Source organism: Brachybacterium tyrofermentans (genome assembly GCF_039526165.1).
GTDB classification, from domain to species: Bacteria; Actinomycetota; Actinomycetes; order Actinomycetales; family Dermabacteraceae; genus Brachybacterium; species Brachybacterium tyrofermentans.
Genome location: NZ_BAAAIR010000034.1, coordinates 213,081 through 230,303 on the forward strand (window position 1 = coordinate 213,081; position 17,223 = coordinate 230,303).

The 17,223-nt window shown below is 72.4% G+C and carries 12 protein-coding genes; 11 read left to right on the plus strand and 1 reads right to left on the minus strand.

Going from position 1 to position 17,223, the window contains the following annotated elements; genetic code table 11:
* The first annotated feature begins 62 nt into the window (after positions 1-62).
* Positions 63-2,162 carry an NADPH-dependent 2,4-dienoyl-CoA reductase gene (locus ABD093_RS08585; protein WP_343923763.1) on the plus strand — a complete coding sequence of 700 codons (2,100 nt, stop codon included), beginning with the start codon at positions 63-65 and terminating at the stop codon, positions 2,160-2,162.
* Between the two features lie 38 nt (positions 2,163-2,200).
* Entirely contained in the window at positions 2,201-2,677 is a 477-nt protein-coding gene (locus ABD093_RS08590) for a nucleoside deaminase (protein ID WP_193116416.1), read from the plus strand.
* 9 nt (positions 2,678-2,686) lie between these two features.
* Here the strand turns inward: ABD093_RS08590 and ABD093_RS08595 are convergent, their stop codons facing one another.
* Positions 2,687-4,615, minus strand: a complete 1,929-nt coding sequence (locus ABD093_RS08595; RefSeq protein ID WP_193116417.1) for a penicillin-binding transpeptidase domain-containing protein — start codon at positions 4,613-4,615, stop codon at positions 2,687-2,689.
* A gap of 29 nt (positions 4,616-4,644) precedes the next feature.
* On the opposite strand from ABD093_RS08595, the gene ABD093_RS08600 reads away from it, so the two are divergent.
* The 9 genes from ABD093_RS08600 to ABD093_RS08640 all read left to right on the plus strand — a co-directional run bounded on the left by ABD093_RS08600 (position 4,645) and on the right by ABD093_RS08640 (position 17,201).
* Entirely contained in the window at positions 4,645-5,556 is a 912-nt protein-coding gene (locus ABD093_RS08600) for a PfkB family carbohydrate kinase (protein ID WP_193116418.1), read from the plus strand.
* A 75-nt stretch (positions 5,557-5,631) separates the two neighbouring features.
* On the plus strand, positions 5,632-6,117 hold the full coding sequence (locus tag ABD093_RS08605; protein WP_193116419.1) for a glutathione peroxidase: 486 nt from the start codon (positions 5,632-5,634) through the stop codon (positions 6,115-6,117).
* Between the two features lie 60 nt (positions 6,118-6,177).
* Positions 6,178-7,320 carry an SPFH domain-containing protein gene (locus ABD093_RS08610; protein ID WP_193116420.1) on the plus strand — a complete coding sequence of 381 codons (1,143 nt, stop codon included), beginning with the start codon at positions 6,178-6,180 and terminating at the stop codon, positions 7,318-7,320.
* Between the two features lie 70 nt (positions 7,321-7,390).
* Positions 7,391-8,854 carry an arylsulfatase gene (locus ABD093_RS08615; protein WP_193116421.1) on the plus strand — a complete coding sequence of 488 codons (1,464 nt, stop codon included), beginning with the start codon at positions 7,391-7,393 and terminating at the stop codon, positions 8,852-8,854.
* 106 nt (positions 8,855-8,960) lie between these two features.
* Entirely contained in the window at positions 8,961-10,040 is a 1,080-nt protein-coding gene (locus ABD093_RS08620; protein ID WP_193116422.1) for a hypothetical protein, read from the plus strand.
* Positions 10,041-10,064: 24 nt separating this feature from the next.
* On the plus strand, positions 10,065-10,598 hold the full coding sequence (locus ABD093_RS08625; RefSeq protein ID WP_343923768.1) for a hypothetical protein: 534 nt from the start codon (positions 10,065-10,067) through the stop codon (positions 10,596-10,598).
* Positions 10,599-10,631: 33 nt separating this feature from the next.
* Positions 10,632-13,319, plus strand: a complete 2,688-nt coding sequence (locus tag ABD093_RS08630; protein ID WP_343923770.1) for a PD-(D/E)XK nuclease family protein — start codon at positions 10,632-10,634, stop codon at positions 13,317-13,319.
* Entirely contained in the window at positions 13,316-16,555 is a 3,240-nt protein-coding gene (locus ABD093_RS08635; protein WP_343923772.1) for a UvrD-helicase domain-containing protein, read from the plus strand. Before ABD093_RS08630 ends, ABD093_RS08635 begins: the two co-directional genes overlap by 4 nt.
* Positions 16,539-17,201, plus strand: a complete 663-nt coding sequence (locus ABD093_RS08640; protein WP_193116426.1) for a nucleoside/nucleotide kinase family protein — start codon at positions 16,539-16,541, stop codon at positions 17,199-17,201. The genes ABD093_RS08635 and ABD093_RS08640 overlap by 17 nt, the downstream gene beginning before the upstream one ends.
* Positions 17,202-17,223: the final 22 nt, after the last annotated feature.

Here is a 17,223-nt window from a genome sequence, read left to right on the forward strand (position 1 = left end):
GCACCTCACCGGTGACGCACCCTGGTACCGAATCACCCGGCAGACCCTGGCACAATCGCGGCATGGCAACGCCGCTTCCCCACCCCACCGCACCCCGCTCGTACCCGACCCTGCTCTCCCCCCTGGACCTGGGCCGCTTCGAGGTGCGCAACCGGATCGTCATGGGGTCGATGCACGTGGGCCTCGAGGACCGCACCTCCGATGCCAAGAAGCTCGCGGCATACCTCGGCGAGCGCGCCCGCGGCGGCGCCGGGCTGATCGTCACCGGCGGGTTCTCCCCCGACCGCACCGGCCGGCTCACCCCGCGCGGGGCCCAGGCCACGGAGCGCACCCTGCGCAGCCATCAGCTGGTGACCCGCGAGGTCCACGAGGCCGACGGCCGCATCATCCTCCAGCTCCTCCACGCCGGCCGCTACGCGTTCCACCCGCTCGCCGCGTCGGCAGGCCGGGGCCGCTCCCCGCTCTCCCCGTTCCGGGTCCGTCGCCTCACCCGCCGCGGCGTCGGACGCACGATCGACCACTTCGCCGAGGCCGCCCGCCATGCGATCGCCGCCGGATACGACGGTGTCGAGATCATGGGCTCCGAGGGCTACCTCCTCAACCAGTTCCTCGCCCCCGCCACGAACCGTCGCCGGGACCGCTGGGGCCGCAGCTCCGAGGGCAGGCGCGCGATGCCCTTCGCGATCACCTCCGCAGTGCGCGAGGCGATCGGTCCGGATGCCCTGCTCAGCTACCGCATCTCCCTGTTGGACCTGGTGCCCGGCGGGCAGACCTGGACGGAGACCACGGCCCTCGCCCAGGGCCTCACCGCACGCGGGGTGGACGTGCTGTCCACCGGCATCGGCTGGCACGAGGCCCGGGTCCCGACCATCGTGACCTCCGTGCCTCGCGCCGCCTTCACCCAGCAGACCAGCCTGCTGCGCGAGCTGGTCGACGTACCCGTCGTCGCCTCGAACCGGATCCACGACCCTGCCGTCGCCGAGCAGGTCCTCGCCGATGGCCAGGCCGACCTGATCTCCATGGCCCGCCCGCTGCTGGCCGACCCGAACCTGCCCGCCAAGCTCGCCGACGGCCGCGCCTCCCAGGTGGTCGCCTGCATCTCGTGCAACCAGGCCTGCCTGGACAAGGTGTTCGACGGCAAGCGCGCCAGCTGCCTGGTCAACCCCCGCGCCGGCCACGAGACCGAGCTGGTGCTGCGCCCCGTCACCCAGCGTCGGGCGCGCAAGGTGGCCGTCGTCGGCGCCGGCCCGGCCGGACTCGAGGCCGCCCTCGCCGCCGCCGAGCGCGGCCACGTCGTCACGCTGTTCGAGGCCACCGGCGAGATCGGCGGCCAGCTGCGTCTGGCCGCGCGCATCCCCGGCAAGGAGGACTACGCACAGGCGCTCCAGTCCTGGCGGATGCGCCTCGCCGCGGCCGGGGTCGGGATGCGTCTGGACCTCCGCCCCAACGCGGAGGACCTGCTCGGCTTCCACGACGTCATCATCGCCACCGGGGTCACCCCGCGCGAGCTGGACCTCCCGGGCGCCGGTTCCGCAGCGGTTGACGGCGCCGACGGCCCGACGGTGATCAGCTATGCCGACCTGCTCGAGGGCCGCGCCGAGGCGGGCCGACGGGTCGCGATCATCGGCGCCGGCGGCATCGGCGTGGACGTCGCGGAGTTCCTCACCTCCGCCCGACCCTCCCCCACCCTCGATGTCGCCGCCTGGCGTACGCACTGGGGCGTCGTCGATGCCGATGCCCACCGCGGCGGCGTGATCCCCCGCCCGGACGGCGACCCGGACGACGGCCGGCTGTCCCGCGAGGTCCACCTGCTGCAGCGCAAGGAGACCCGGATCGGCGCCGGACTGGGCCGCACCACTGGCTGGGTGCACCGCGCCGAGCTGCGCCACGCGGGGATCATCCAGCACAAGGGCGTGACCTACCAGCGGATCGACGCCGAGGGCCTGCACATCCTCGAGGACGGCGCCGAGCGCGTGCTCGAGGTCGACACGGTCGTGGTCTGCGCCGGGCAGGTCAGCGTGAACGCCCTGGCCGACGAGATCCGCGGCGCTCGTGCGGGCCGCACGCCCCGGGTGCACGTGATCGGCGGCGCCGACGTCGCCGCCGAGCTCGACGCCGAGCGTGCCATCCGGCAGGCTGTGGAGGTCGCGGCGGGCCTATGATCCCGCCGACCGTTGACCTGTGAGAGAGGATCCCACCCATGAGCACCGCAGCTGAGAACGACCACCTCGACCGTGCCATCGACCTGGCCGCCGCCAACGTGGCCGAGGGAGGCGGGCCGTTCGGGGCGGTGCTCCTCACCGCCGACGGGCGCGGCTTCGACGGGGTCAACCGGGTCACCGCGGACCACGACCCCACCGCGCACGCCGAGGTCCTGGCGATCCGGGCGGCCTGCACGGAGCTGGGGACGCACGAGCTGCCCGGGGCGGTGCTCTATGCGAGCTGCGAGCCCTGCCCGATGTGCCTGGCCAGCGCGCTGTGGGCACGGATCGACACGGTGGTGTTCGCCGCCGATCGCGAGGACGCGGCGCAGGCGGGCTTCGACGACGCCGCGTTCTACGGGTACTTCGACACCCCCGGATCCGACGACCTGCTGCGCACCGAGCAGCACCGTCGGGCGGGCGCGGCCGCGCCGTTCACCGCCTGGCGCGACCACGAGGACCGCGCGGAGTACTGAACAGCTGACCTACTGACCCTCGAGCACCTCGCGGGCGATCGGCCCTGCCGTGGTCGAGCCGTAGCTGCCGTCCTCGACGAAGGCGACGACGACCAGATCGCCCTGGGCGACGATCACCCACGAGTGGAGCTTGAGCTCGCCGTCCTCGTTCGTCCACTCCGCGGTGCCGGTCTTGCCGATCACCGGCTCGCCCGGGAGGTCCGCGAACTCGTCGAGGCTGCCGTAGGTGACGACGCCGCGCAGCAGCTCCTGCATCTGCGCGGTCTCGTCGGCCGTCAGCGGGTTCGGCACCTCGGGCGCCGCCGTCTCGTCGTCGGCGAGGATCCGGGGATGGACGGTGCTGCCCTGCTGCACGCTCGCGAGGACCACAGCCATCGACAGCGGCGAGGTCAGCACGCGGCCCTGGCCCATCATCGCCGCGGCGTGCTCGGTGCCCGTGTCCTCGGGGTCGACGGACCCCATGAACGCCTCGAGGCCCTTCGGGGCCTCCTGGCCGATGCCGAGCGTGGTCGCGGCATCGGCGAGAGCGGGCTGGTCCACTGTGTCGTACTGCAGCAGCAGCGCCGTGTTGCAGGAGTGCGCGATGACGTCCCGCAGCGGCATCGGCCCGAACAGGCCCGGATTCATCGAATCGGCGTTCTTGAAGCTGCGCCCCTCGACGGTCGCGGTCTCCGGGCACTGCAGCTCGGTATCCGGGGTGACGCCCTCGCGCAGCAGGGACAGAGCGGTCACCGCCTTGAAGGTCGAACCGGGTGCGTACTGGCCGACCAGCCCGATGGGATAGCTCTGCCCCGTCGGCCCGAGCGCCGAGGCGAGCACATCGCCGGTCGACGGCTTCAGCGCGATCACGGCGGCCGGGGCATCCTGGTCGGCGATCGCCTCCGTGGCGCGTCGCTGCAGCCCGTCGTCGAGCGTGGTGCGCACCTCGGTGCCGTCGCTCGCCTCGACCTTGTGCAGGGACCGCTCGGCGTCCGCGTCGGGGTCGACGGCGACCACGTTGACGCCGGCGCTGCCCACGAGGGCGTCATGCTCGGCGGCGACGACACCGCCGGTGGCGACGAGGTCCCCGGCGACGATCTCGCCGTCGGAGCCGTCGACGTCCTCCTTCGTGGCCTCCCGCAGCGACCCCAGCACGCCCGGGGCATAGTCGCGCTCGACGGCCAGCGGCTGGCTCTTCTCGAGCGCCCGGTAGCCCGGGACCTCCTCGGCCGTGGCCAGCGGGTAGTCCCCGAGGTCCTCGACGCGGATCGTGAGCGCGGGGACGAACGCCTCGGGTCCGTTGCCCGCGACGGAGCTCGCGTAGTTGTCCTCGTCGATCCCGAGGTGCCCGGCGAGCGCCCGTGCGGCGTCGTCCAGCTCGGACTCCTCGAGCTGCGCCTTGTCCAGACCGATCACCTGCACGTCGTGGGGACCGTAGAGGATGTTCCCGTCGCGGTCGGTGACCGTTCCCATCGTCGGGTCGAGGCGCTTCAGGTCCAGGTGGTCACGGGCGCTGAGGTCAGGAGCGAACACCGTGGGGGCGAGCTGCGCGGCCCAGCCGTCCTCGCCGCGCCGCAGCACCGCTTCCGTGGTGTACTCCCAGGTCCCGGCGTCCTGCGGGAGGGTCCAGGTCCACTGCAGGGTCGCGGTGCGGGACCCGTCCTCAGCGTCTCCGGCGTCGACCAGCTCGACCTGCGGGGGCGTCTCGACCGCCTCGAGCAGCGGGCCGAGGACCCGCTCGTGCTCGGTCGCGGCGGCCGAGGCCGAGAGGTCCTCGAGCGCCACCTCGGCGAAGTCCCCCTCCGGGAGCGCATCCGCCAGGGCCTGGGCCTCCTCGGCGCCGTCCCCGAAGCGATCACGCCACAGGAGCACACCGACCACGAGGGCCACGATCACGACGGCGGCGAGGGCGATGAGCAGGGGTCCGCGGCGTCGCGGGCGGGAGGAAGCATGGTCCATGGGACCATCGTCCCACCTAGACTCGGGCCATGTCCCGCGTGCTGCACACCGCCCAGGCCCTCGTCGACATCGTCGTCGAGGTCGAGGACCTCCCCCCGCGCGGCGGCAACGCCAATGCGCTGAGCGAGCAGTGGTACGCCGGAGGAGCGGTGACCACGCTGGTCGCGGCCTCCCGCACCGGCGCCGAGGCGGTGCACGGCGGCGCGCACGGCGCCGGCCCCCACGGGGACCTGATCCGCGAGGCACTCGCGACCGACGGCGTGGGCCTCTCCGACGAGGTGCGTCCCGACTCCGACACCGGGTACTGCGTGGTCATGCTCGAGCCGTCGGCCGAACGCACCTTCCTGACCGTCTACGGCGCGGAGCGCGAGATCACCGCGGCGTCCCTCGCGACCCTCGACCCACAGCCCGGCGACCTGCTGTGCCTGTCCGGGTACAGCCTGTTCGAGCCGACGCGCGACCCGCTGCTGGCGTTCCTCGAGACGGTGCCCGAGGGCGTCGAGGTGGTGCTGGATCCGGGCGCGCCGTTTGCGACCTTCCCCCGCGAGGTGCAGGAGAGGGTGCTCGCGCGCACCACCGTGTGGACCTCGAACGCGGACGAGGCCCGCGCGCTGACCGGGCTCGAGTCGCTCCAGGACACCCCGGAGGCGCTGCGCCGACGGATCGGCAGCCATGCCGTGGTGATCGTGCGCGACGGCGACCGGGGCTGCCTCGTGTTCCATCACGGCCGTGGCACCGAGATCCCCGCCTTCCCGCAGGAGGCCGTGGACACCAACGGGGCGGGCGACACCCACACCGGCGTGCTCCTGGCCGAGCGCGCGCTCGGGGCCGACTGGGAGTCCGCGGCCACCCGGGCCAACGCCGCCGCCGGGATCGCCGTGACCCGGAGGGGGCCGCAGAGCGCGCCCACCCGCGCGGAGGTCGACGCCTTCCTGGCATGACGCCCACCCGATGCCCAGCGCCCGGCCCTACGATGGCCTGGCACGACGAGAAGACAGCGGCGAGAGGATCGCGCAGTGACCACGAGCTTCCATGACTTCCGGGCCACCACGGTCGATGGCGAGCTCCAGGAGATGAGCAGATACCGCGGGCGGCTGGTGCTGGTCACCAACATCGCGACGCAGTGCACCTTCACCCCGCAGCTCCGCGGCCTGCAGGCCCTCCAGGACCAGTACGGCGAGCACGGCTTCACGGTGCTCGGCTTCCCGTCGGACCAGTTCCACCAGGATCCCGGGACGGACCAGGACACCCACGACGTCTGCACCTCGACCTACGACGTCACCTTCCCGCTGTTCTCCAAGATCGACGTCAACGGTCCCCTCGCGCACCCGCTGTGGCAGTGGATGTGCGCCCAGAAGGGCGGGGTGATGGGCGGTCGCATCGCCTGGAACTTCACGAAGTTCCTGATCGACGGCGACGGCCAGGTGCTGCGCCGCTACGCCCCGCCGGTGCCCCCGGTGCGGATCGCCCGACGGATAGAGACCGACCTCGGTCTGCGGTAACCGCACAGGCCCACCCTGTAGCGTGGGACACAACTACGTCCCACTGGAAAGGGGTCCCTCATGGAAGGCGCAGTCATCTTCCTCGTCGTCGCGGTCGTCGTGATCGTGGTCGTGATCATCCTGGCAGCTCTGCTGTTCGGTGGTCTGCGCACGTCGGTCCTGTTCACCGTGCACTCGCGCGAAGCCGTGATCGTGGAGCGCTTCGGCAAGTTCAGGCGCGTCGCGCACGCCGGCCTGAACTTCAAGGCACCGTTCGTCGACAACACCACCCGGCCGATCTCGCTGCGCGTGCAGCAGCTCGAGGTCAACATCGAGTCCAAGACCAAGGACAACGTGTTCGTCAACGTGCCCGTCGCGGTGCAGTACGTGATCAAGGAGGAGCAGGTCGTCGACGCGTACTACAAGCTCTCCAACGCCGAGGCGCAGATCCGCTCCTATGTGTTCGACACCGTGCGCTCCGCCCTGTCGGCCCTCGAGCTGGACGCGGCCTTCGAATCGAAGGACGATATCGCCCGCAGCGTGGAGAGCACCCTCTCGGCCCGCATGCAGGAGTTCGGCTTCAACATCATCAACACCCTGGTCCAGGACATCTCCCCCGACCAGCGCGTGCGCGACTCGATGAACTCCATCAACGCCGCCCAGCGCGACCGCGTCGCCGCCCAGTCGCTCGCCGAGGCGGACAAGATCAAGCGCGTCACCCAGGCCGAGGCCGAGGCCGAGTCCAAGCGCCTCCAGGGTGAGGGCGTCGCCGCCCAGCGCAAGGCGATCGCCCTGGGCATCGCCGAGCAGTACGAGATGCTCCGCAAGGTCGGCATAGAGAACTCCGCCGAGCAGCTGCTGCTGATGACGCAGTACTTCGACACCATGCAGGACGTGGCGCGCAACGCCCGGTCCAACGTGCTCTACCTGCCCTCGAACCCGGGTGCAGTGGGCTCCATGGGTGACGAGATCCGCACCGCCATGCTGCAGTCGCAGGCGGCCGCGGAGGCGAGCAAGGACGCCGATGTGGCCGACGCCGATTCGCGCAAGCGCGTCTCCGCCGAGCAGCTGAAGCAGCAGGAGCAGGAACGCGCCGAGCGTGCCCGCTCCGCGGCCGAGCAGAAGGCCCGCCAGGCGCAGCAGCAGGCCCAGAACGGTGGGCAGCACCGCGGCGGTCCCGGCACGCCGCCGTGGGCGCATCCCGGATCCGCGAACCAGGGCTGATCCGTCGTCGAGGGCCCGGGGTGCTGCACGCACTCCGGGCCCTCAGCGTTCCCCAGAGAGAAGGACTCCGATGAACCGCCCGAACATCATCCTGGTGTGCGTCGACGAGATGCGGGCCGACGCCATGGGCGCGGCCGGCAACGAGCACATCGACACCCCGAACCTCGATGACCTCGCGCGCGGCGGCTACCGCTTCACGCGGGCCTATTCGGCGACGCCCACGTGCGTGCCCGCCCGGGTCGCGATGTTCACCGGGAAGTCCCCCGACCTGCACGGCCGCTACGGCTACCGCGAGGGTATCTCCTTCCCGGACGCGTACCCGGTCACGCTGCAGTCGACGCTGCGCGATGCCGGGTACCAGGCGTTCGGGGTCGGCAAGATGCACGTCTTCCCCGACCGTGCCCGCTGCGGCTTCGACGACGTGCAGCTGCACGACGGGTTCCTGCACACCTCGCGGAGGCTGAGCGGCGGGCCGTCGGCGGCGATCGACGACTATGTCGACTTCCTGCGCCGCGAGACCGGGGACCCGCGGGCCGACTACCAGGAGACAGGGATCGGCTGCAATGCGATGACCGCCCGGCCCTGGGAGCGTGAGGAGCGGCTGCATCCCACCCGCTGGGTGGCCGATGAGTCGTTCCGGATGCTCGAGCGGCGCGACCCCACACGCCCCTTCTTCCTGTACATGTCGTTCCATCGGCCGCATGCCCCCTTCGATCCGCCGCAGTGGCTGTGGGACAAGTACCGCGGCCGCGAGTTCCCGCCGAGGCCGCTGGGCGACTGGGTGGAGCGGTTCGACGAGCACCGCCGCGACTTCGCCTCCGAGGCCGAGTTCGGGGCGCAGAAGGAGACCACCCATCAGCAGGTGCGCGCGGGCTACTACGGCTCGATCGAGTTCATCGACCTGCAGCTGAACCGGCTGCGGGAGACGCTCTCGGACCACGCTCTGCTCGAGGACACGATCATCGTGTTCGTCTCCGACCACGGCGACATGATGGGCGACCACGACATGTACCGGAAGTCCGTGGGCTACGAGGGCTCCGCGCGGGTGCCGCTCGTGGTGCACGTGCCGCCGCGTCACCGCGAAGGGTGGGGCGCGCCGGGCGAGGTCGAATCGATCGCCGAGCTGCGCGATCTGATGCCCACGCTGCTGGGGCTCGCGGGCGTCGAGGTGCCGGGCGGGGTCGACGGGATGAGCCTGCGCCCCGGGGGCCCGGTGCGCGAGCATCTGCACGGGGAGCATCTGATCGGCTCGCTGGGCAGGCACTCGATGCAGTGGATCCGCTCGCAGCGGCACAAGTACGTGTGGTTCTCCGGGGATGGCCATGAGCAGCTGTTCGACCTGGTCGAGGACCCGCAGGAACTGCGGGATCTCGCCGCGGATCCAGGAGCGGCCGACGAGCTGGCCCGGCACCGGGAGATCCTGGTGCGGGAGCTGAGCGGGCGGGAGGAGGGCTTCGTCGCGGACGGCGAGCTGGTCGCGGGCCGGCCGGTGCAGTCCGAGGCGACGTGGGTGCGGGAGTTCGCGCGGCTCTGAGTCCGTCGAAAGTCGTGTGTTCTCCGTCGGATGGTCCCTCAACCGGAGGTGCGTTCCGCGCCCCGGGACCGATGCGGCCCACACGCAGATCCGCTGGACTGGGGTCATGAGTGATCCCTCCTCCTCCCCTGTGGTTCCGTCCTCCGCCGCCCCTCCCTCCGACGACTACTCCGCCGAGAAGCGCATCGGCCGCCTCGTCGCGGTGACGCTGGGCTGGTGGGCGCACGGCGGCGTGCGCCTGTTGCTCGCGATCGCGCTGCTGTACTACGGCTTCGCGAAGATCGTGCTCGGGCAGTTCGGGGTGGCGGACATGGGCGATGCGCTGGTGACCCAGGGCGAGATGAGCCCGATGGGGATGCTCTGGCGCATGGTCGCCTTCTCCCCGCTGTTCCAGGTGCTCGGCGGGGTCGCGGAGGCTGGCGCCGCACTCGCCCTGCTGTGGCGAAGGTCGGTGCCGCTGGGTGCGCTGATCGCCGCGGCTGACATGTCCCTCGTGCTCGTGCTGAACCTCGGCTACGACGTGCCGGTCAAGCAGATCGCCCTGGCGCTGCTGATCATGTCGGTCCTCGTGCTGATCCCCTGGATGCCGCGACTGGCCAGGACGTTCATCGGCCGGGGCGAGATCCCGCGCGGACCGCTGCCCACCCTGGTCCCGTGGCGACCGCTGGCCCGGGTCCTGGACGTGCTGGGGCCGATCGCCGCCCTCGTGCTGGTGGGTCTGGTGGGCTGGGGCGTCAGCTCGATGTACCCCGAGCGCACCACCGACGAGTCCGCTCCCGCCGGGGTGTGGGAGGTGCAGGAGGACGCCGCCGAGCCCGCCGCGCAGCTGAGCGAGGACACACGATGGAGCGCGCTCTCCTTCGGCGAGGTCGCCTACGACGGCGCCGCCGCCGTGCAGATCCGCCAGGCGGACGGGGAGCTGCTGACCGGCCGCTACGAGCGCCTCGGGGAGGGCACGGTCGAGCTGTCGCTGCGGCCGCTGCGTGCGCCGGGGCAGACGCTCGCGGAGCACACGGAGATCGAGCCGACGACGATCACCCTGCAGATCGACGAGCAGGTCGACGGCACGCTGCGCGTGAGCGGCGAGGGCCAGGAGCTGGTACTCGCCCCGGACGACTCAGGCTCGGTCTACTACGACCGCGGCTTCAGCTGGGGAGTGCGTGCGGACGATCCGTTCAACCGCTGATCGCGCCGGCCGTAGCATCGCCCCATGCGACCACACCGCCGCTACGGCATCCTCTGCCTGCTCGCCGCGGCGTGCTGGGCGCTCACGGTGGTGATGGTGGTCGTCGGCCTCCTGGTCGGCGTCTACTCCGCATTCCTGGGGGCCTCCGCCGTGCTGACCCCCTCCCCGTCGGACGAACGGGACGGGCAGTTGGCATTCGGCGTGCTCATCGCGGTGACCGTGGGAGCCGCGGCGCTGGCGGTGCTCACGCTGGTGCTCGACGCCGTGGTGGGCGTGATGTCGATGCGCCGGATCGGCGGAAGGGCGCATCCTGCGGCGGTGCCGGTGATCTCCCTGGTCGCGGTCGCCGTGTCCACCGTCGTGCCGGTGCTGATCACGACACTCGCCCTCACCGCCGGGGCGCTCGAACTGCAGCAGGCCGCCGTCGGGGCCTGGTGGCTGCTCGCCGGGACGCTCGTGCTGCTCGCTCCGTGGGCCCGCACTGCCCAACTGATCGGCGGGATCATCGAGACCGCGTCGCCGCGATCGCAGCCCCCCGATGTCGGCCCCCTCCCCTAGTCTGGGGCGGGACGCGACGACGGAGGAGCCCAGATGCAGATCGAGTTCGGCTGGTCGCTGGACGGCACCGCCTGGGCGGATGGTGCCGGTGCGACCGGGACCGTGCGGATGGGGCCCCGCGGCCTCGTGCAGCTGCTGCAGACCCGGCTCGCGCTGACCCGCCCGTCGGTCGATCCCGCGGTGCGGACCGCGCAGTACGCGCGCGCGATCGCCGCCGCGGACCACGAGTGGGCACGGGCCTCGTTCGACGTCGATCCCTGGTCGACCGCGAGCACGATGCTGTCCTGGCGCGATGCGGCCGTGACGGCCGGGGCCACGCTGCGTCGGGCGCCCGGACTGCCGGCCCGGATCGATGCCCTGTGCGCGATCGAGCAGGAGGCCGACATCGCCCCCGGCGCGGCCGACGACCTGCGGGAGATCATCGACCTGCTCGCGGAGCTCGCCGTCTCGCCCTGGCCGCTGGGCATCGAGCAGGTCCTCTGCCACGAGGAACCGGCGACCCTCCCCGGGCTGTGGCCGCAGCTGCTGGAACTGCTGGCCGGGGCCGGGGTGGAGGTGCGCCCGGCAGGCGAGATGCCGGCCGGACGACCCGAGCTGGTGCTGCTCGAGGCCGACGACGAATGGACGGCCGCGGAGACCGCCGCGCGGTTCCTCGCCGGGCGCGACGGAGACCCGGTCCATGTCCTCGCCACGGAGGACACGATCCTGCTGGACCAGGAGCTTCACCGCCGCGGCGTGGCCGCGATCGGGGTGGCGGGAGCCTCCGCGGACCGCACCAGCCTGCAGATCCTCCCGCTGTACCTCTCGATCGCGATCGCCCCGGTGGACGTGCAGCAGCTCGGGGCGTTCCTGGACCTGCGCGTGCTCGATGCCCCGGAGTCCGACCGCGAGCCGATCGGCCTGGTGCCCTCACGGGTGCGTCGCCGTTTCCTCGATGCGCTGGCCGCCGAGCCCGGCACCGGCGGTCCAGCCTGGGAGGCTGTGCTCTCCGAGCTCGCCGCCGATCCCGAGGAGGTCGCCGCCCTCGAGATCGCCCGAGCGGTCTCGGCGCTGGTCACGCACCCGCTCGACCCGGAGCAGCTGACGCCCCCGCGGCTGCGGGTCGCCACCGCCTGGCTCGGGGAACGGCTGCACGCCCTCGGGCAGGGCGATCCGGGGCTGGTGCGGGCGAGCGCCCATCTGCAGACGGTCCTGGCGGTGCTCGACACCCTCGGCGATGATCATCTGCTGGGCGCGCGAGAGCTCTCCCAGATCGTCGAGGCCTCCGCCGGGCGCGCCGCCTCTCCGGTCGCCCGGCCCGAGGCGACCGATGCCTGGACCGCCTGCACCCGCCCGGCGCAGCTGCGCCCGCGCGGTGGGGACGTGCTGTGGTGGGGCGCGGACAGACAGGACCCGCAGACCGGCGTGACCTGGGACGCCGTCGAGATCGCGGCGCTCGAGGGCCTCGGGGGGCGTCTCGTGGAACCTGCCGCTCTGGCCGCTCTCGAGACCGATGCGGGACTGCGCGGGCTGCTCGGCACCGGACGGCTGATCGTGGTCCGCACCCGCGGCCGCGCCGAGAAGGCCACCGCTCCCCACTCCCTGCTCGCCCACCTCGCGGCAGAGCGGGCCGCGCCCGGGGAGGACGTCGCGAAGGTGCTCGAGCAGTTCCGGGTGGATCCGCGCACAGCGGTCGGAGACGGGGTCTGGGAGCTCGCGGGGTCGCGTCGGCTGCTGAGCGTTCCTGCGCTCGTCGGCCCGGCGGAGCCTGCGCAGGATCTCACCAAGCGCACCGGCCCGGCACCGCATCTGGTGCCGACCGCGCTGAGCTACTCCCAGGCGGAGAACCTGCTGGGCTGCCGGCAGAAGTGGACGTATCGCACGGGGCTCGGGATCCGTCCCGCCTCGGTCGCGAGCGTGCCCAGCGGCAACCAGATGATCGGCACCCTCGTGCACACCGTGGTCGAGGAGCTGGTGAACACCCGTCGGGAGCAGGGCGGTGCGCCCTCCGCCGAGGAGATCTCGACGATGCTCGAGCGGCTCGTCCCCCAGCTGGCCTCCGAGCTGCTGCTGCCCGGCCGGGAGGTCGAGCTGACCACGATGCGCGAGACCGCCGTGCGCTCCCTGGTCGAGTTCTTCGGCCGCCTCGCGGAGGCCGGGCTCGTGATCACCTCCGTGGAGTCCCGCTTCGAGGAGCCGCTGACGCTGCATCTGGAGCGCGGGGACCTCGAGGTGCCGTTCCTGGGCTACCGCGACGTGCTCGCCGACGACGCCGCCGGGAAGCCTACCGTGATCGACCTGAAGTGGACCTCAGCGGCCAAGAAGTACCCTGAGCTGTTCGACGCCGGGGAAGCGCTGCAGCTGGCCTCCTATGCATGGTCGCTGCATGACGACTCGGCCGACGTCGGGTATTTCCTGCTCAAGCAGGGCGAGTTCGTCTCCGCGAACCCGGCGCTGGACCCGCACGGCCGGCCCACGCTGGACATCGCCGGGGCGTGGTCGAGAACGGTCGGAGGGATCACCGAGGCGCTCGACGCGATCGGCGAGGGCACCGTCACGGCGCAGTCCGGGCAGATCCTGCGCGACGCCGGGCAGGGGCTCGGCACCCCGCGCACCGAGGCGAAGAAGACCTACGCGGCGGCGCAGGAGGAGGCGCGGGCCGGCGGCGGGATCGTGGTCGACGCCCGCTGCGACTACTGCGACTTCTCCCTGCTGTGCGGCCTGAGAGGCGATGCATCATGAGCTTCACCCTGATCAACGCCTCGGCCGGGTCCGGCAAGACGTACACCCTGACCCGGCTGCTCGCGGAGCGCCTCGAGGCCGGGCTGGACCCCTCGCAGGTCATCGCCACGACGTTCACCGTCAAAGCGGCCGACGAGCTCTCCCAGCGGGTGCGCTCCACGCTCCTGGACCGCCAGCAGGTCGAGGCGGCGCGCGGCATCGACAGCGCTCTGATCAGCACCGTGAACTCCGTCGCCGGGCGCCTGGTGACCGAGTACGCGCTGGACGCGGGCATCTCCCCGCAGGTGCAGGTGCTCGACGACACGACCCAGAAGGCTGCGTTCGCCGCGGCGATCGACCGCACCGCTGCCGCGGCCGGGGTGCGCTGGGCGGCGATGCTCGCCCGCACCGAGCACGACGGCGACGAGAAGGACAACGGCTTCGTGCAGAGGAAGCAGGCCTGGCGGGGCCGGGTGAAGGACGTCGCGGACGCCGCCCGCACCAACCTGCTCGGCGCCGAGCAGCTGCGTGCCGCCGCAACCGTGTCCTGGGAGGAGCTCCGGGAGGCGGCCCGGCTGCCCGAGCCCGGAGAGGATCTGCGAGGCCGCTGGCTGCACGAGCTGGGGCGGCGGATCGACGGGTTCGCGGAGGATCTGGCCGCGTCGGTCGACGAGACCGGGGAGGGGGTGAAGGGCGGGCCGATCTCGCCGCGGAGCGTGAACAGGGCCCGGGGCGACCTCGAGGCGCTGCGCCGGCTCGAGCGGACCCTGCGCGATCGGGAGCGGGCACCGTGGTCGAGCTGGCTGAAGCTGGCCGGCGGAAGGTACGGTGCCCCGGCGAATCGGGCCCTGGAGCCGCTCGCGATCGAGGTGGGCGAGGGCTTCGCGCAGAATCCTGCCTGGCAGCAGGACCTCCGCGATCTCATCGCGCTCGTGCTCGACGTCGCCGCGGACTCGCTGGACGCCTACGAGACCTACAAGCGCGAGCTGGGTCTGATCGACTTCATCGACCAGGAGGTGCAGGCGCTGCGCCTGCTGCAGGGTTCGCCGCGGGTGCGTGAATCCATCGCCTCGCGCTACCGCCTCCTCGCGGTCGACGAGTTCCAGGACACCTCCCCCGTGCAGCTGGCCCTGTTCCTCGAGCTCTCCCAGCTCATCGAGGAGAAGATCTGGGTGGGCGACCCCAAGCAGGCGATCTACGGCTTCCGTGACGCCGACCCGCGCCTGATGCAGGACATCATCCGTGCGCTCGAGGGGGGAGAAACCGTGTTCGGGACCGGCGAGGTGGAGAACCTCTCCCACTCCTGGCGCTCGCAGAAGCTGCTCGTGGATTTCACCAACGCCCTGTTCACCCCGGTGTTCGCGCCCGACGGCGAGGGCCTGGAGCGGGTGCGGCTCCAGATCCCCGCGCAGCGGGAGGTGGAGGCCGGCGGCGGCACGCTCGAGGTGTGGGAGGCGACGAAGAACGACCGCCGCGTGGTCTCCGCGCAGAAGCATGCGGCGATGATCGCCGAACAGATCCGGCGCCGGATCGACGAGGGTGCGTTCACCGCGGGATCGACCTCGGTGCTGGTGCGCAGCAACACCCAGCGGGCCTCCGTGGTCGCCGCCCTGCAGGAGCGCGGGGTGCCCACCGCCGGCGCCGCCCATCCGCTGCTCGCGACGAGGGAGGCGCAGATGGTGCGTGCGGCGCTCGCGGTGACCCTCGACGGCTCCGACACCCTGGCGCTGACCGAGCTGGTGACGCTGCTGAGCGATCACGGCGCGCACGAGGACTGGTTCACGCAGCTGATGGCGGCGTCGGACCGCGAGGCGCGCAGGGCCGTGTTCGCGAGGTGGTGGGAGGATCCTGTGCTGGCCGGGCTGCGCGAGGTGCGGCGGGCCTGCATCGGCTTCACGCCGGTGGAGATGATCAGCGCGCTGATCGACGCGCTGGACCTGCCGCAGCGGATCAAGCGCTGGAGTGGGCAGGGCTCCCGCCGCCGCACCCTGGATGCGCTGCGGGCGATGGCGCAGGAGACCACGCAGCGGCGTCGGGCGGAGGGCTCCCCCATCACGCTGACCGGCCTGCGCGCCGAGCTCGACGCCTGGACGGAGGGACCGGACCTCTCCGCCCTGCCCGAGGCGGTCTGGGTGGGCACTATCCATGGCGCCAAGGGCCTGGAATGGGATCACGTCGTCGCCTACCTCGGCGCACCCCCGAAGGAGCGCGACCACTCCAGCGGCGTGCTCGTGGTCTCCCCCGGGGCGCTCGACGTCACCGCCCCGCTCGCCGGCCGCAGCCTGCGGTTCTGGCCGAAGGTCGCCGCCCCGGCGGAGGTCGCGGAGAACCTCGCGGCCTCGGGGTTCGCGAACCGCCGGCGCGATGCCGAGGCGGAGGAGTCCGGGCGGCTGCACTACGTGGCCCTCACCCGCGCCGCCCGCACCTCGGTGCTCGCCGTGCCCGGCACCTCGACGGTGCTGGACACCCTCATCGAGACCCCGCCGCTGGTGAGCTGGTCCGACGACGCCCTCACCGTGCACGGCACCGAGGGCACGCTGCCGGCGAGGGTGAGCACGGTGAACGTCGACGACCTGCTGGACGAGATCCCGGCGCAGCTGCCGCGCCGGGCCGATCCGCTCGCGGCGACCGACGTGCCGCTGCGCCCGGCACCGGACGCCGCTGCCCGGGTGTCGGCCCGGTTCCAGGCGTCCGGCGTCGGCTCGGGAGAGACGCTCGGGGAGGTCGCCGAGCCGCGGAGCATCGGACCGGTGCTCGTGCGCGGGGGCGGCCCGCAGTGGGAGCGCGTGGGAGAGGCGGTGCACGCCTATCTCGGCCTGCCGCTCGAGCATCTCTCGCCGGAGCAGCGGCTCGCGGCCGCGGAGCGCCTGCTGCAGCGCTGGGTGGTGACCCGGACGGTCGACGCCCAGGTGCTGCTGGACGCCGGGGAGGCGTGGGCGCGCTTCGTGGACTCGGAGTTCCCCGGGGCCGCGCAGCTCACCGAGCAGCCGATCACCTGGTGGAACGAGGACTCGCAGGTCATGGAGGGATGGATCGACACCCTGCTGCGCCTGCCCTCGGGCGAGATCGTGCTCGTGGACCACAAGGCGTATCCGGGTGATGACCCCGTGGGGCACGTGCGTCGGCACTACCTGGGCCAGATGAGCACCTATGCGCAGGCGCTGGCCGCCGCCGGCCGCGCGCCGGACCGGATCCTGATGCACCTGCCGCTGCGGGGAGAGATCGTCGAGGTGAGGGTTCATGGGCAGGAGCACTGAGGCGATCGCTCCCGAGGAGGCCGTGTCCAGGGCTCTGCTGCTGGTCGACGAGGCGCGGCGGTCGGGCACCCGGCGGTTGCTCGGGATCGCCGGGGCGCCCGGCGCCGGGAAGTCCACGCTCACGCAGCTGCTGGAGGAGCGGCTGCCGGAGAGCTCCTGCGTGGTGGTGCCGATGGATGGGTTCCACCTGGCGGATGTGGCGCTGGAGCGGCTGGGCCGAGCGGACCGCAAGGGGGCGCCGGACACCTTCGACGCCGGCGGCTATGTGGCGCTGCTGCAGCGGATCCGCTCCGCGATGCCGCAGGATCCGTCCGTGTGGGCGCCGATGTTCGAGCGCGAGCTCGAGCAGCCCCTGGCCGGCGCCATCGAGGTGGACGCGCAGGTGCCGCTCGTGATCACCGAGGGCAACTACCTGCTCTCCGACGACGGCGCCTTCGCGCAGGTGCCTGCGCTGCTGGATGCCCGCTGGTTCATCGAGGTGCCCGACGCGCTGCGGCACGAGCGGCTGATCGCCCGTCACGTGCAGTACGGGAAGTCCCCGCAGGCTGCGCGCGAGTGGACGCTGGGACCCGACGAGACGAACGCCCGCCGGGTCGCAGCGACCCGCGACCGCGCCGATGCCGTCGTGGACCTCACGGCCCGCTGACCACCGACCGCAGCACCGACCC